This is a genomic window from Rufibacter roseolus (assembly GCF_017916365.1).
Taxonomy (GTDB): Bacteria; Bacteroidota; Bacteroidia; order Cytophagales; family Hymenobacteraceae; genus Nibribacter; species Nibribacter roseolus.
Map to the genome: position 1 here is coordinate 22,925 of NZ_JAFMSU010000003.1, position 14,072 is coordinate 36,996.

The 14,072-nt window shown below is 50.4% G+C and carries 15 protein-coding genes and 1 tRNA gene; 9 read left to right on the forward strand and 7 right to left on the reverse strand.

What is annotated here, in order from left to right; translation table 11 throughout:
* Positions 1 to 115: 115 nt before the first annotated feature.
* The 5 genes from J3P35_RS15975 to J3P35_RS15995 form a co-directional block, all read right to left on the reverse strand.
* Entirely contained in the window at positions 116 to 1,027 is a 912-nt protein-coding gene (locus J3P35_RS15975; protein ID WP_210465676.1) for an EamA family transporter, read from the reverse strand.
* A gap of 6 nt (positions 1,028 to 1,033) precedes the next feature.
* Complete coding sequence (locus J3P35_RS15980; protein WP_210465677.1) at positions 1,034 to 1,888, reverse strand: universal stress protein; 855 nt, start codon at positions 1,886 to 1,888, stop codon at positions 1,034 to 1,036.
* A gap of 100 nt (positions 1,889 to 1,988) precedes the next feature.
* The gene (locus tag J3P35_RS15985; protein WP_210465678.1) at positions 1,989 to 2,387 is read right to left on the reverse strand and encodes a hypothetical protein; all 399 of its coding nucleotides are present in this window, start codon (positions 2,385 to 2,387) and stop codon (positions 1,989 to 1,991) included.
* Positions 2,388 to 2,516: 129 nt separating this feature from the next.
* On the reverse strand, positions 2,517 to 3,638 hold the full coding sequence (locus tag J3P35_RS15990) for a DUF6687 family protein (RefSeq protein WP_246850325.1): 1,122 nt from the start codon (positions 3,636 to 3,638) through the stop codon (positions 2,517 to 2,519).
* Between the two features lie 61 nt (positions 3,639 to 3,699).
* On the reverse strand, positions 3,700 to 4,008 hold the full coding sequence (locus tag J3P35_RS15995; RefSeq protein WP_246850326.1) for an HNH endonuclease: 309 nt from the start codon (positions 4,006 to 4,008) through the stop codon (positions 3,700 to 3,702).
* Positions 4,009 to 4,129: 121 nt separating this feature from the next.
* Here J3P35_RS15995 and J3P35_RS16000 point away from each other — a divergent pair, with 121 nt between their 5' ends.
* On the forward strand, positions 4,130 to 5,356 hold the full coding sequence (locus J3P35_RS16000; protein ID WP_210465679.1) for an MFS transporter: 1,227 nt from the start codon (positions 4,130 to 4,132) through the stop codon (positions 5,354 to 5,356).
* A gap of 107 nt (positions 5,357 to 5,463) precedes the next feature.
* On the opposite strand, the gene J3P35_RS16005 is transcribed toward J3P35_RS16000, so the two are convergent.
* Positions 5,464 to 6,141, reverse strand: a complete 678-nt coding sequence (locus J3P35_RS16005; RefSeq protein ID WP_210465680.1) for an ABC transporter ATP-binding protein — start codon at positions 6,139 to 6,141, stop codon at positions 5,464 to 5,466.
* 259 nt (positions 6,142 to 6,400) lie between these two features.
* On the opposite strand from J3P35_RS16005, the gene sucC reads away from it, so the two are divergent.
* Positions 6,401 to 7,600: an ADP-forming succinate--CoA ligase subunit beta gene (gene sucC, locus J3P35_RS16010; protein ID WP_210465681.1), complete on the forward strand. Its 1,200-nt coding sequence runs from the start codon at positions 6,401 to 6,403 to the stop codon at positions 7,598 to 7,600.
* Between the two features lie 123 nt (positions 7,601 to 7,723).
* The gene (locus J3P35_RS16015; protein ID WP_210465682.1) at positions 7,724 to 8,566 is read left to right on the forward strand and encodes a transglutaminase-like domain-containing protein; all 843 of its coding nucleotides are present in this window, start codon (positions 7,724 to 7,726) and stop codon (positions 8,564 to 8,566) included.
* 188 nt (positions 8,567 to 8,754) lie between these two features.
* On the opposite strand, the gene J3P35_RS16020 is transcribed toward J3P35_RS16015, so the two are convergent.
* Positions 8,755 to 9,174, reverse strand: a complete 420-nt coding sequence (locus J3P35_RS16020) for an organic hydroperoxide resistance protein (protein WP_210465683.1) — start codon at positions 9,172 to 9,174, stop codon at positions 8,755 to 8,757.
* Between the two features lie 180 nt (positions 9,175 to 9,354).
* Between J3P35_RS16020 and J3P35_RS16025 the strand changes: the two genes are divergently transcribed.
* The 6 genes from J3P35_RS16025 to J3P35_RS16050 all read left to right on the forward strand — a co-directional run bounded on the left by J3P35_RS16025 (position 9,355) and on the right by J3P35_RS16050 (position 13,962).
* A tRNA-Arg gene (locus J3P35_RS16025) sits at positions 9,355 to 9,429 on the forward strand.
* Between the two features lie 247 nt (positions 9,430 to 9,676).
* Entirely contained in the window at positions 9,677 to 10,267 is a 591-nt protein-coding gene (locus J3P35_RS16030; protein WP_210465684.1) for a hypothetical protein, read from the forward strand.
* 285 nt (positions 10,268 to 10,552) lie between these two features.
* Entirely contained in the window at positions 10,553 to 10,864 is a 312-nt protein-coding gene (locus tag J3P35_RS16035; RefSeq protein WP_210465685.1) for a putative quinol monooxygenase, read from the forward strand.
* 110 nt (positions 10,865 to 10,974) lie between these two features.
* Positions 10,975 to 11,484, forward strand: coding sequence for a YcxB family protein (locus tag J3P35_RS16040; protein WP_210465686.1), 510 nt, complete (start codon positions 10,975 to 10,977; stop codon positions 11,482 to 11,484).
* 535 nt (positions 11,485 to 12,019) lie between these two features.
* The gene (locus J3P35_RS16045) at positions 12,020 to 12,805 is read left to right on the forward strand and encodes a DUF2306 domain-containing protein (RefSeq protein ID WP_246850327.1); all 786 of its coding nucleotides are present in this window, start codon (positions 12,020 to 12,022) and stop codon (positions 12,803 to 12,805) included.
* 236 nt (positions 12,806 to 13,041) lie between these two features.
* Positions 13,042 to 13,962 carry an alpha/beta fold hydrolase gene (locus tag J3P35_RS16050; protein ID WP_210465688.1) on the forward strand — a complete coding sequence of 307 codons (921 nt, stop codon included), beginning with the start codon at positions 13,042 to 13,044 and terminating at the stop codon, positions 13,960 to 13,962.
* Positions 13,963 to 14,072: the final 110 nt, after the last annotated feature.

Here is a 14,072-nt window from a genome sequence, read left to right on the forward strand (position 1 = left end):
AGGAAAACAGTAGGGCCTTTTTGGCTTGTTTTAAGAAAATAAGGTTTAAAACAGGAGTCAACTACAGGCATCCAGGAAAAAAGGACTTGAGACGGGAATCTCTCCTACCCTTCTACTAATGTTTGACCTTGAGGGTAATGATGACAACCGCGGCCACCAGCAACACCGTAGCGATGAGGGTCTGCACGGTAACCTCTTCATGCCCAAAGGCCCACCCCAGCAAAACCGCGATTACAGGATTCACATACGCGTACGTGGACACCTGCGAGGGTGGCGCCACCCTGGTGAGCCAGCTGTAGGCTGAGAAAGCAATCAGCGACCCGAAAACCACAAGGTAGCCCAACGCCAGCCAGGAGCGTTGACTTACCGAGGACCAATCTGCCGTTTGCCACTCCCCGGAGATAGTGCCGGCCAAAGCCAGCAGCGCGCCGCCGCACAGCATCTGCATACCGGTAGTAAGCACGGGTGAAGATGGCAGTGAGGCCCGCGAAGAAAACAAGGAACCCCAAGCCCAGGCACCCGCCGAGAGGAAAATAGCCGTACTGCCTAGCAAATCCACGCCGCCTTCCAGTTTCCAGGGACTCACCAGCACTACCATGCCAACAGCACCCAGCACCAGGCCCACAATCACGCCAGCAGACGGTGCTTTTTTGGCTTTGCCCAGCCATTGCAAGACCACGATCCACAACGGCTCAGTTGTGACCAGCAAAGCCGCAATGCCGGAAGCCACCCGTTGCTCCGCCCAAACCACGGCTCCATTCCCTATTAAGAGCAGTAAGCCGCCTATGACGGCGGTGTTGCGCCAATGCAGACCAGATGGGGCCGTTGCCCCGCGCAGGCGTGCCCAGGTGAACAGGATGGCGCCCGCGAACATAAACCGCAGGCCCGCCATCAGAAAAGGCGGCAGGGTCTCAATGGCGAATACAATGGCCAGATAGGTGGAACCCCAGATAATGTAAATCGCGGCAAAGGCCGCGATTTTAAGCCATCCGGCAGCCGGGGCCCCGGAAGAAGAAGTTGATTGCATACGTAATTAATCGGCGTCTGCGTGCAGCACCAGCAGGGGAAGTTTTGTCTGATAAGTTAATTTTTCTGCCAGGCTCATCCCAAATAAGCTCTTGAAGAAGGACCGGCGTTTTTTTAGGATGGCCAGCATGTTACTGTGGGTCCGGCTCAGGTAATCCTTCAGTCCCACGTCTTTCTTTTCGTTCTCCACTTCTCTGAACTGGATGTTCATGCCCCCAAACTCGGCACGCAGCCGCTGGATAAACTCCTGGGCGGCCTTGCCTCCGTCTGCCCCGGCATGCGGGGTCACGTGCACCACCTCCACCTCGGCCTGGAACACGGCGGCCAGATCAAGCACCTGCCGCAGCGCCCGGGTGTCATCAGGATGGTAATCTGAGGCGTAGACAATCCGGTGGATGTCTGGGAAAGTGGCTTTCGCCGGGATGGCCAGCACCGGGCATTTCACCTGGGAGATCACACTTTCTGTGTTGCTCCCAATCATGATTTCCTCCAGGGTGTTACCGCCACCCGTGGTGCCCAATACTACAAAGTCATAGCCCTCTTCATGAACTAGGCGCTCTACGGCATCCGCCAAAAAGGCTTCCACTACTTTTACGTCAGCCATATAACCGGGGCCACCCGCCTGACCAGACAAGTTCTGCAGGTGCAGTGACATGGAATGGAGTTTATCACCGGCAATGCGCCGCTGCTCATCCAATACCTGGCTGGCCATCAAAGCCGACTCAGTGGTATCCATCATGGGCAGGTGAATCACGTGCAGCAACGTAAGCGAAGCACCAGTTCGCTGCGCGATCTGGGCGGCATACTCCGCTGCCTTGTTAGATGTCTTGGAAAAATCTACCGGGCAAAGAATCTTTTTCATAGTACTGTAAGTCTAGATCAGGCGCGGTTTTGCCCGCGCCTCTAACTTACAAAACGTGAATATAGGGTTTTGGTTATACTTTCCTGCCCCTACGGATGATCTACCTTGGTTTCAACTCCTCCAGCCAAGCCTGGGCATCCTGCATAGAGTCAAAGATATTAAGCGGGATTTTGCTTTCCTCGGCCATGCCTATAGACAGCAGGTTCACGGGCTTCTTAAGGTCGTGCACCTCGGCTAACTGGTAAATACCGGCGGCCACCGTCAACTTCTGGGCTTCAATATGCATGAGGCGCACCACCGGCGAGTACTCATCCAGTTTTCTTAGATCCGTCAGAATAGAGAACCCGGGTTTCACCAAGGATAGCGCCTCTTTGAGGTGAATGGTATAGAAGGGCACTTCCTCTGGCGTGTTCCAGCAGCCTTTAATATTTAATATGATTCTATTTTTTCCCTGGTCTACTTTTATCTGGTAGAACGGGGTGTGGGCAATTTTTACCATAGCAGCGTCAAACATTTCTGCAGATGCACCACTACCTGGACGGGGGATACCGGAGAGAGGCAAATGAAATATTAGATAATTTTCTTTTTATAAAGTTAAAAAGTGTTTCCCAAATCACAAATTAAAACATCAAATTTTATTATTTCTAAGGTTAAAAGCCTTTGCTTCTGCCCAGGTCCATCTTTTTTTGGGCACTGCCCCTGAAAATGTATTATGTAAATAATTAGTTAAAATCTGCAGAAATGCATCCTGTTCAATGGTGGAGGAATAGAATTCCCGTTCCTGCGGATTGCCGTAGCGTTGGGCCTTGCTGAGTTTGCCGGCCTGGAGGCGCAGCAAAGGACCGGTATCGGTGACGCCATCAGCCACCCAGGTCAGTCCTGACATTTCCAGTGCGTTCAACATTCGGGCCACCAGGCGTAAATCGGGCCGGGGCAGCGTGGGTCGGCTTTCCAGATCCACCCAGGTGGTGTACTTACATTCTACTTCGTAGCGGTTCTCTGGGTAGCAGGACACAACTATGTCATACCCGGACGTGGGGCTGAACAAGGCGTAGTAATGAACCGGTGCCGAGGTCTGCACCACCACCAGCCCTAAGGTAGGGTTTTGGATTATTTTAGACTCCGGGCCATACACCTGGGCGTAACCCTCTAAAACCTGGTTATACTCTGATTCCCAAACCTGTTGGAATAGTGCAGGATTAAGCAACACCTCTTCAAATGCTTCCAGAAAATAGTGAAATTTAGGGATAGAGGCAATCACTTCGTTTTCCTCCAGGTCCTCCGCCCCGAAGGGTGGGTAAAACCGGGCCTTTTCCTCGGCATTCATCCAGCAAACCAGTTTTAGGGCAGTTTCTGCAAAAGGAGCCGCTAAATCCAACTCCCTGAAATCCCCGATGATGGCCATCTGCCGCAGGGTTTCCTCGTGCTCCAAAGCCAGCGCAGGATTGAGCAGGGCCCAGACACCCACCAGCGCATCAATGTCAAAGTGGTTGGCGGTGACGTAGCGGTACTGCTGCAGGGCTGGGTAATTCTGCTTTAAGGCGCGCAGCACCATCCCGGCGCTTGTGTCTTCCCTCAGTTCCGGGGGCGTGGGCGCCTCGCGCCAATGCGACAACACCAAACCATTGGGATGAAAACTGTCCACCACCACGGCGGGCTGGGATTTTACCTGGGGAAAAGGAAGATACGTGTAGGCGTGCATGGGCAGAGATGGCGGAGGCTTTGCGGGAAAATGGTTTCCCTGGGTCATTTATCTGTTTGCGTTTTGGAGCCATTTTAGGTAAAACAGCCTCTAAACGCAAACCTATGATTTATTTCCTTTTCCCGCGGCGGTTGGTGATTTTATCCAGGCGTTTGGTGCGCACCCATTTAAGGTATTTCTGCAGGCCCTCTGAGGCACGCAGCGCCGGGATGGAGTTGTAGAGCACCGCCAGTTCTTTGTTATTGTAGGTGAGGTGGACCGTACTGTGGCAGGGTTGGCAGAGAGGCGCAGTGGGTCCGTGGCGGCCTCCCTCCTCCCGGGGAATAAGATGGTGCAGGGTGGTGAAGCCCACCTCCCGCTCACAGAGCGCGCAAACCGGATCGGCGCTCTCCTCCTTTTTCCTGATGCGTTTTGCCATTCCTACCTTGTTGGTTTACATGTTCTGTCAAAAGGGTTTGCGCTTAAGATGAATTTAGGCAAACATCCGTAGTTTCAGGGCGTAAAGTCTTTTTCAACCTGTGCAACCGGCCCTGAAAACTATGGAATCATCTCCTGTCACCTCCCAAACCACTGCCCCGGCCCTGAGCGAGAAATGGCTCTTATTCATTCTGGCGGCCATCCAGTTTACGCACATCATGGACTTTGTGATCATGATGCCACTGGGGCCGCAGCTGATGCGCGTTTTCCAAATCAGTCCGCGGGAGTTTGGGTTCCTGGTCTCGGCGTATACGTTCAGTGCGGCCATCTCGGGTCTGCTGAGCGCTTTCTTTATAGACCGGTTCGACCGTAAATATGCTCTATTGGGCTTGTACCTGGGCTTCACGTTGGGCACCTTTGCCTGCGCGCTGGCTCCTACCTTCACCTTTTTGCTCGTGGCTCGGGTTCTGGCGGGCGCCTTCGGTGGCGTGTTGGGGGCTTTGGTCCTGGCCATCATCGGGGATTCTATCCCGGAGGAACGAAGGGGTGCGGCGACCGGTAAGGTTATGGCGGCTTTCTCGGTGGCTTCTATCGGGGGAATTCCTTTGGGGCTTTACCTGGCCAGCCACGCCAGTTGGCACGCTCCTTTCTACCTGCTTACTGGCCTGAGCGTGGTGGTGCTGTTCCTGACCTGGCGCATGCTCCCACCCATGCGGCAGCATCTCCTTCACCATTTTCCCCAGCATCCGGCGCAGGTACTGATTACCATTTTCAGCCGGGCCAATTGCCTCTGGGCTTTCGGTTTGATGGTGACGCTGTCTTTGGCTGGTTTTACCGTGGTGCCGTTCCTGAGCCCGTATATGGTAGCCAACGTGGGATTTGAGGAGGCCGAATTGAGTTACATTTACCTTTTCGGGGGATTGGCGACGGTGGTGACGTCGCAACTGGCCGGCCGATTGTCTGATAAATACGGAAAGAAGAAAGTCTTCATGATTGCCGCCCTATTGTCTATTATACCTATTCTGGTGGTCACGCACCTGTCCCGCGTGCCCCACTGGCAGGCCTTTGTGGTTACTACTTTGTTCTTTATCTTCTTCGGGGCGCGGTTTGTGCCCGCAATGTCTTTGATCACCTCCAGCATTGAACCGCGCCTGCGGGGATCCTTCATGAGCGTGAATTCATCTGTACAGCAACTCGCCTCTGGGTTGGCGGCTTTCCTATCTGGATTGGTGATTTCCAATGTACCTGGCTCCAATCAATTGCTGCACTTTGGCACCGTGGGCATCATTGCCACAGTCTTTACCCTGGTTTCTATGGGCGTGGTGATGAAGTTAAGGCAAGTGAGCTAGGAAGGAAGTTCTGACGATAACATGAAAAGCCGTTTAGGCCCTGGTTTTCTGAAAGCAGGCCCTAATCGGCTTTTGTATTGTGAAAAGTAACTGAGGTTCTACGCTTCTTAGGGCTGCAGGAGGAAACCGTCTTTCATGGTGAGTTTACGGTCAGCCATGTCGGCCAGGATGGGGTTGTGGGTGACCAGCACGAAGGTCTGGCCCAGGTCTTGGCGTAGTTTGAAGAAGATCTGGTGCAGTTCCTCGGCGTTCTTGGAGTCCAGGTTCCCGCTGGGTTCATCGGCAAAGATGAGCTTGGGGGAGTTGATAAGGGCCCTGGCCACAGCCGTGCGCTGCTGCTCGCCGCCACTCATCTCAGAGGGTTTGTGGTCAAGGCGGTGCCCCAGGCCCAGCATCTCCAGGAGTTCTTTGGCGCGCGTCTCCACTTCTTTTTCGGGCCGATCGGCCAGGAAACCCGGTAGGCAGACGTTTTCCATGGCAGAGAACTCGGGCAGCAGGTTGTGGAACTGAAAGATGAAACCAATGTTCCGGTTCCGGAACCGGGCCACCTCTTTGTTACTCATGCCGGAGATTTTCTGCCCGTGCAGGAACACATCACCGGCATCGGGCGCATCCAGGGTACCCAGCAGATGCAGCAGGGTGCTTTTACCCGCCCCTGAGGCGCCCACAATGGAAACTACTTCTGCCTCCCCTATGGTCAGGTCAATCCCCTTTAAGACCGGCAGCTTCCCGTATGATTTAAACAGCCCGCGGGCCTCTAACAAAACTGGTTTCTCTATACTCATGAACTACAAAACAATAAGGAAGGGACGGCATTTGCAAACCGTTCGCTCGTTTGCATGAAACGGAGCAGCCAATTTAAAGTTAACTGTTGCGGCGTTACCCTTAATATTTATAAAGGGGCTTAAAACAGCTGGCCGTGAACGCCAGATATGACTCAGGACTAAAGACTCAGAACCCAGGACTGGCCGCTCTGCGGCCTTTGCTTTGAAAAGTTAGCCGTATACCTTACTTTCGTGCACCTAAAAACATCAACCTAACCTCATGAATATACACGAGTACCAGGCGAAAGACATTCTGAAACGCTACGGCGTTCGCGTTCAGGAAGGCATTGTGGCGGAGACCCCAGAAGAGGCGGTAGCGGCCGCTAAGCGTTTAACCGAGGAAACCGGCACTGGCTGGCACGTGATCAAAGCCCAGATTCATGCGGGCGGTCGCGGTAAAGGCGGCGGGGTGAAATTGGCTAAAAACCTGGAGCAGGTGAAAGAAATTGCGGGCCAGATTATTGGCATGCAGTTAGTAACGCACCAAACCGGCCCCGAGGGCAAAAAGGTAAACAAAGTGCTGGTGGCGCAGGATGTATACTATCCCGGCGACTCTGAGCCTAAAGAATATTATGTTTCTATCTTATTAGATAGAGCCAAAGGGCAGAACGTGATCATGGCGTCTACTGAAGGCGGTATGGACATTGAAGAAGTGGCTGAGCACACTCCTGAGAAAATCTTCAAAGAGTGGATTGACCCAGCAGTTGGTCTTCGTCCGTTCCAGGCCAACAAGATTGCGTTTGCATTTGGCTTACAAGGCGAAGCTTTCAAAGAGTTCACCAAATTCCTGAACAGCCTGTACAACGCCTATCTGGACACAGACGCTTCTATGTTTGAGATCAACCCGGTGTTGAAGACCTCAGACAACAAGATTCTGGCTGTAGACGGTAAAGTGGACCTGGACGATAACGCCCTGTTCCGTCACAAAGACTTGGCTGACCTGCGCGACTTAGCCGAGGAAGATCCTTTGGAAGTTGAGGCGAGCAAGAGCAACCTGAACTATGTAAAGCTGGATGGTAACGTAGGCTGTATGGTGAACGGTGCTGGTCTGGCCATGGCGACCATGGACATCATTAAGCTTTCTGGCGGTGAGCCGGCTAACTTCCTGGACGTAGGAGGTGGAGCCAACGCGCAAACCGTAGAAGCTGGTTTCCGTCTTATCCTGCAAGATCCTAACGTGAAAGCCATCCTGATCAACATCTTCGGGGGTATCGTGCGTTGCGACCGCGTTGCCAACGGTGTGGTAGAGGCTTACAAAAACATCGGGGACATTAACGTGCCTATCATCGTTCGTCTGCAAGGAACCAACGCTGAGGAAGGTGCTCGTATCATTGACGAGTCTGGCCTGAAAGTGTACTCTGCCGTAGCCTTGAAAGAAGCTGCTCAGAAAGTGAAAGACGTTTTAGCCGAAGTAGTTTAAGCGCAACGCTTTAGATAAGAAAAAGGCCTTTCTGGAAACAGAAGGGTCTTTTTTTGTGCCCTGGTGCAACCATTCGCCTTCTTTATAGCTCTTCTCCTAAACCTTATTATACTAAACCCTACTATGAAAAAACCTTTTAAACCCTCCGCGCTTCTGGCGTTGGTGGTTTCCCTCTCTTTATCAGGCTCCCTGGTGGCCCAAGCCCAAACCCTGGAGGTAAAAACGATCCAGTTCGCTAAGGCACCCCAGGTGAAACCCACTTTTGTAAGAAGTGCCCCGCAAGATGCTTACCTCACCCAATTGCGTACCAGGTATGAGTTAGAGAAAGTGGTAGCTGGCCAGAAAACCGATTTTGAACGTGTGAAAGCTGTCTGCAACTGGGTACGGAAACAATGGGACCACAACGGCTCTAACACCCCGCTTAAAAACGACCCTATCTCTATTCTGGAAGAAGCAGCCACGGGTAAGAAATTCCGGTGCGTGGAGTACGGCATGGTTTTGAACGGCGCCCTGAATTCTTTGGGCATCCCGGCCCGCTCGCTGGCCCTTAAAATGGAGAACGCAGATACCGTAGAATCCGGGGCTGGGCACGTAGTGGCCGAGGCGTACCTGCGCGACCTGAAAAAGTGGGTGATGGTAGACGGGCAGTTTGATGTCATTCCTACTCTCAATGGCACCCCCATCAATGCGGTAGAACTGCAGCAGGCGCTGGCCAAAGGAACGCCGGGTGTAGGCGTGGTTTCCTTCTCCGGCACCACTGCCTCAGAATACTTCCCGTGGGTAGCCCCTTACCTATTCTACTTTGACACTCGCCTGGACAACCGTTTCACCGATGACCGCGTACCGGGCAGTCTCATGCTGGTTCCCCAAGGCGCCAGGAACCTCACTGTCTTCCAGCGCATAAGACACCTCACCGATATGACCTACACCCACTCCATCTCTGATTTTTACCCTAAGGTGAAGTAATTGATTTAAGGGAGGATGGATTATAGAAATCTGTTGCAGAACCTGCCGGAGGTAACTTACCACAAGAGAATACCGCTGACCGCCACTGGGCCACACATCCGCTTTTCCTAAAACAAAACGGGAGCAACCATTTTGGCTGCTCCCGTTTTGGGTAAATAATGACTAAAACAAGCCCAAAACAAAAGGGCTTAATTAAGCACATTGAGGGTTACGTCAATATTGCCTTTGGTACCTACGGAGTATGGGCACACCTCATGGGCCTGGGCCACCAGTTCCTCGGCTTTGGCCTTGTCTACGCCATCTACTTTCACGTCTAATTGCACTGCCAGACCGTAACGACCGTCTTCAAACTGGTCTAACCCCACGTGCGCGGTAACGGTAGACTTTTCATCTAACCTGATATGCTGCTTGCCGGCAACCAACATCAAGGCACTCTGGAAACAGGCCGAGTAGCCCGCCGCAAAAAGCTGCTCTGGGTTGGTGGCGCCGCCCTTGCCGCCCAATCCTTCGGGCACGCGCACGGGCATGTCAATGATTCCGTCAGTTGACTTTACCTGGCCATTGCGGCCCCCGGTGGCGGTAACCTCCGCCGTATACAATCTTTTCATAGGTTTAAGCTTTGGTAATTGAAATGGTGTTCTTGTGTAAACTGTTCTAAGGCTAAAATGTTAGAGACCTCCCCTCCTGCGCTTCCGTTTTTCGGGCCTTTTTTCCTGAAACAAGCAAAAAACGCAGAAAGCCCCTTTCTTTCTTGGCAGCCGTTTCCTACATTTGCCATCGCAATTCCGGGCCACGTAGTACAACGGATAGTATTGGAGTTTCCGAAGCTCTCGATCCTGGTTCGATTCCAGGCGTGGCCACCAAACAGAAAAGCCCTCTCAGTTTGAGCTGAGAGGGCTTTTCTGTTTTATTCCAATCTTAGTTTGTATATAGTTTTTACATATCTTGTAATGGATTAGAATAACTTTCAATCAAGTATGGTTAATTAACCTAGAAAGAAAGCATAATGGTCAAAAGCGTCCTTTCAATAAAGATGAAAATTTCACTTTATATTTTCAGGTGTGCAATTAATAATAACAATTAAACATTAAAATCATCTTTAACTTTTAAATGAAACATTTAACTATCTCATTATTCTTATTTCTCCTTTCTACAACATCGTTATTAGCAAACCCATTTTTAAAAGGTTATTACTTCACCCTTGATGGTAAGAAAGTTGAAGGTCACATAAACTTCAGAAGATCAGCTTATAATTTATTCAGAAATAGTCCCTCAGATATAAAATTCAAAGAGAACTTAGATTCTAAAGCGATAAAGCTTACTCCTAACGATATTTCATCCTTTGTAATAGGCACTGATAGTTTTACAATTGCACATAATATAAAGATCAACAATCTTTATGCTGGGATTTTTCCAAAAGATTTTGTCCAGGTACTTATTACAGGTCGCATGAACCTTGCGATGCATAGAAGTTCAAGCCATGACGGAAGGTATGCATATGAGCATAATAATTATGTGATTTACAAAAGCGATGAAACCTGCTTAACAATCTGGAGAATAAAAAACCAAAAAGAAGATATAGCTAAATTCTTTGTTGACTTTCCAACTCTTCAGTCAAAAATTATGGAAAAAGGATTTACCTATGACAACTTACCAGCCCTAGTTCAAGAGTATAATGAGCTTTCTTCTATGAGAGAGTAAATGATTTTTAGGCTTGTATTGTGAGGCTCCATAAATTTTAATTATAGTATCAGATTTACTATTAACCATTTATGCAAGCATGTTTTCTCTGTCCTAAGGATAAAAACACTAATCAAGTCTTACATTCTTTTCAAAAGTTGAGTAACACTAATTAAAAGAATATACGCATGACTTGTAAAGAAAAATCTGATAAATAAACTAATATTCTTTTAACAACATTATCAATATTACTAGTTAATGTTAATGTTGGCCCTTTATTAATATTCAAAAACTTAATAATCATCAATGAACAAATACGGACTCTACGGAAAGCTTACTGCATCAGCCGGAAACGGTGAAAAACTTGCTGCCATTCTTCTGGAAGCGGCCCAACTAGTTTCCACCGCCAAAGGATGCCACCTGTACCTGGTCAGTATAGACAAAACCTTGGAAGACGCCGTTTGGGTCACTGAGGTCTGGGATAGCCAGGAAGACCAGGACAATTCGCTGCAAGTGCTTGGGGTACGGGAATTGATTTCCCAAGCCATGCCCCTACTGGCTGGCAAACCAGAAAAAGGCCAGGTACTGGAGATTTTAGGAGGCGCGGGTATTTCTTAACCCATTACTTAAATACTCGTTTCCCCGACATCAAAGCTTTTGAGGCTGTTTTCCTGAAAAGGGCTTCAAACTCTAGCAAGCAAATCCATCATTACCTTTCAATTCCCTTCATGAATAAGATTACCCTCTCTACCCAACTGAGTGAGCAGGACTTCATCAAAGCCAACTTTTATCTTTATTTCAAGAAGTGGAATAGCAAGTTCACCTTCGGGATAGGTATTCTTGCGCTTTTGAGCGGACTATTTCTGTTCCTGACGGGTGCATTGGAGGAGGTTCCCTGTATAGGCCTGATCTTCGGCCTTTACCTAACTTTTGGGCTTCCTGTTCAGATCTACTTTGCCGCCAGGAAAGGTTACCGAAAGAACAAAAGGGTGAGCGAGCCCATGTTATACCAGATTGCCCAAGACAACATCCAGATAAAGGGAGATTCTTTTGAATCGAAACTAAGCTGGGATAAGGTATACAGTGTCACCGAGACCAAAATTTGGATTCTGATCTGGCTAACCCCACAGGTTGCCAACATAGTACCCAAAAGGGATTTTTTTCCAGAACAGTTGGCCTTGTTCAATGCCATAGTGAAGGAGCAGAAAGGCCCTAAAAACAGGCTTAAATCCGCCTAAACTATAAAGACTAAGCAGAAAAGAAGAGTTAACCTTCTACCTTTAAAAGGACAGTTGCCTCTCACCTTCCACTATTGTAACTTAGGAAAAGGTAATTGAAACGGACCTGCTACCAGCACCTTTTAGCTTTTGGTACCTGCCCCGATTTATTCCCCAAGAACATTGCTAATATATTCAGCCAATCTATATACAAAAAGACCAATGTTGATAACAATGTTAGCAATCAACACTTATCCACGTTCCTATAGCTGCCCTTAGCACTGCCTAACCACTAACCAGCTTAGCACACAATTACCGGATGCCAGGTTGGTTCTCCTCCTTCATTAGACCTACCCCCCGTTTTCTCACGGAAGTTTCGCCAGCCCATTTTAGGCCCGTTTTACGTAAATCGGCTCCTAAATAGTCCTTTGATCGCTTAAAGCAGTTTTGCCTAGTTCTTAACCTCCATAGGGTAGCCAGCATGTGCAAAAGCTTAACGAAACAAATAAAGCCTGAAAGGGATTCTCAGCGGCTGGAGCGGGTGAGTCTGTTAGCCATGCGCTGGTCGGCGAGGGTGCTGGTCACCACGGTGTGGGTTAGTGCCGCACTGTTTGGGCTCTACATCCTGGCTTTCTACGCGGCGGCCTTATATGAGCGCAACATGGAACGCTGGAACAACGTGCTACCCGGCCTGTACGAGAAAGACTCGGTGGCCACTACTTCCGGCATCGGGCTGCACTTTGCTATGGGTGGCATCATCCTGTTGCTGGGCAGCCTCCAACTTCTGGAGAAGGTGCGTACTCGGTACCCGGCCCTGCACCGCTGGGTGGGCCGTCTGTACATTGTTTCTTCCCTGCTGGCGGCTGCGGGCGGATTGGCCTTTATCTTCCTCAAAGGCACTATTGGGGGCACCGTCATGGACATCGGGTTTGCCGGGTATGGGGTGTTCATGTTTATCTCCGCCATTGAAACGTACCGGCATGCGGTGGCCAGACGGCTGGAAAAACACCGGGCCTGGGCTCTCCGGCTGTTCGCGCTGGCCATTGGTTCCTGGCTTTACCGTATGGACTACGGCTTCTGGATTGGCTTCGCCGATGGCATAGGCCACACGCCCCAGTTCAACGGCACCTTTGACAAACTGATGGCTTTTTTCTTTTACCTCCCCAACCTGCTGGTTGCCGAGCTATTCATCAGGGCCCGCGAATACAGGGCTCCTGCCGCCCTCCGGCTGGCAGCCGCTTTCCTGCTTCTCTGCGCCACCGGCTTCCTGATCATAGGCACCTATTTCTTCACCCTGCACTACTGGGGACCGGCCATCCTGAACTGGGTTACGGGTTATTAATGGTTAAGTGTTGGAGGTTGTTGGGCCAGGAAGTATTAGTTATAAACCTATTACTATCAGTCAACAGCGCCAAGTGAAAGCTTCGCGCTTCCTGACATTGTAAGTCCGGTTTTCAGAAGCAACAGAGAAAACAGACACCACGGAAACTGGACACCCTTAGTAAAACGGAGCTTTTCTGCAGGAAAATGCCAGGAACAAAAAGAAATGGACTACATCTAAAAACTAAATTCATCTCTATGAAAACAGGTCTACTACTTCTCCTCTCTTTTCTGATTTTCTCTGGTGCCAGGGCGCAGAGAATGGATTCCATCAAGTATGCCCACGGCTATCTTTATTTCCATACCTACGGATCCGGGGAGCCCATTATTGTCTTGACGGGCGGCCCCGGGGCAAACTACCAACAGCTAGAGGAGGTGGCAGTAAACCTTGGCAAGAAACAGCACCGGGCCATCTTGCTGGAGCAAAGGGGAACCGGGCGCTCCATGCCCCAGCCATTTAATACCTCCACTATCAACCTACGCGCCGCCCATTCAGATCTCAACCTGCTGCTGGATCATCTTAAACTCAAACAGGCCCATTTCCTGGGCCACTCCTGGGGCGCCATGCTGGCGATGAGTTTCGCTACGGCCTATCCGGCCCGGGTGAAATCCTTGATGCTAGTTGACCCAGGTCCGTTCAAGCTGGACCGGGCCGTGAACGAGACGTACAGCCATAACCGGGAAGCCAGACTAAACCCGCAGGACAGGCAAGCCCTGGCCGAGGTTTCCCGGAAGGTGCGCTCTCCCAACGCCACCCCGGCAGACCAGGAGCTGTACTACAAATGGGAGCTCATTCCGGTGCTGTATGACCGCACCCAGGTAGACACGCTCATCACCAAAATCAATAAGGGAGCCCTGGGCCCTAAGATGGGCGGACTCATGTTCCAGGACCTGTCAAAGAAAGGCTTCGACCTGAGCCGCAAACTTCTCCTGTTCACCAAACCAATCCACATCATAACAGGCAGCCAGGACCCTGGCGCATTTGTCAGTTACGAGCTCAAGATACTGCTGCCCAAAGCCCACCTCCACTGGATAGATAAGTCCGGCCATTTCCCTATGTATGAACAGCCCCAGCAATTTTATGCCACCCTGGATAAGATCCTGAACCCTAAACCCTAAGCAACTAACCTTTAGGGTCATTCTGCCTTACAACTTCTTTCTGTCAATAGGACAATTTGTAACATCAGTCCCCCACTGAGGAGAACTTGCCTGATTTGCCCCGATTTTGC

Coding starts and splice junctions, on each gene's coding strand:
- J3P35_RS15975 (WP_210465676.1), bottom strand. CDS start 1,027: ATGCAATCAACTTCTTCTTCCGGGGCCCCGGCTGCCGGATGGCTTAAA.
- J3P35_RS15980 (WP_210465677.1), bottom strand. CDS start 1,888: ATGAAAAAGATTCTTTGCCCGGTAGATTTTTCCAAGACATCTAACAAG.
- J3P35_RS15985 (WP_210465678.1), bottom strand. CDS start 2,387: ATGGTAAAAATTGCCCACACCCCGTTCTACCAGATAAAAGTAGACCAG.
- J3P35_RS15990 (WP_246850325.1), bottom strand. CDS start 3,638: ATGACCCAGGGAAACCATTTTCCCGCAAAGCCTCCGCCATCTCTGCCC.
- J3P35_RS15995 (WP_246850326.1), bottom strand. CDS start 4,008: ATGGCAAAACGCATCAGGAAAAAGGAGGAGAGCGCCGATCCGGTTTGC.
- J3P35_RS16000 (WP_210465679.1), top strand. CDS start 4,130: ATGGAATCATCTCCTGTCACCTCCCAAACCACTGCCCCGGCCCTGAGC.
- J3P35_RS16005 (WP_210465680.1), bottom strand. CDS start 6,141: ATGAGTATAGAGAAACCAGTTTTGTTAGAGGCCCGCGGGCTGTTTAAA.
- sucC (WP_210465681.1), top strand. CDS start 6,401: ATGAATATACACGAGTACCAGGCGAAAGACATTCTGAAACGCTACGGC.
- J3P35_RS16015 (WP_210465682.1), top strand. CDS start 7,724: ATGAAAAAACCTTTTAAACCCTCCGCGCTTCTGGCGTTGGTGGTTTCC.
- J3P35_RS16020 (WP_210465683.1), bottom strand. CDS start 9,174: ATGAAAAGATTGTATACGGCGGAGGTTACCGCCACCGGGGGCCGCAAT.
- J3P35_RS16030 (WP_210465684.1), top strand. CDS start 9,677: ATGAAACATTTAACTATCTCATTATTCTTATTTCTCCTTTCTACAACA.
- J3P35_RS16035 (WP_210465685.1), top strand. CDS start 10,553: ATGAACAAATACGGACTCTACGGAAAGCTTACTGCATCAGCCGGAAAC.
- J3P35_RS16040 (WP_210465686.1), top strand. CDS start 10,975: ATGAATAAGATTACCCTCTCTACCCAACTGAGTGAGCAGGACTTCATC.
- J3P35_RS16045 (WP_246850327.1), top strand. CDS start 12,020: ATGCGCTGGTCGGCGAGGGTGCTGGTCACCACGGTGTGGGTTAGTGCC.
- J3P35_RS16050 (WP_210465688.1), top strand. CDS start 13,042: ATGAAAACAGGTCTACTACTTCTCCTCTCTTTTCTGATTTTCTCTGGT.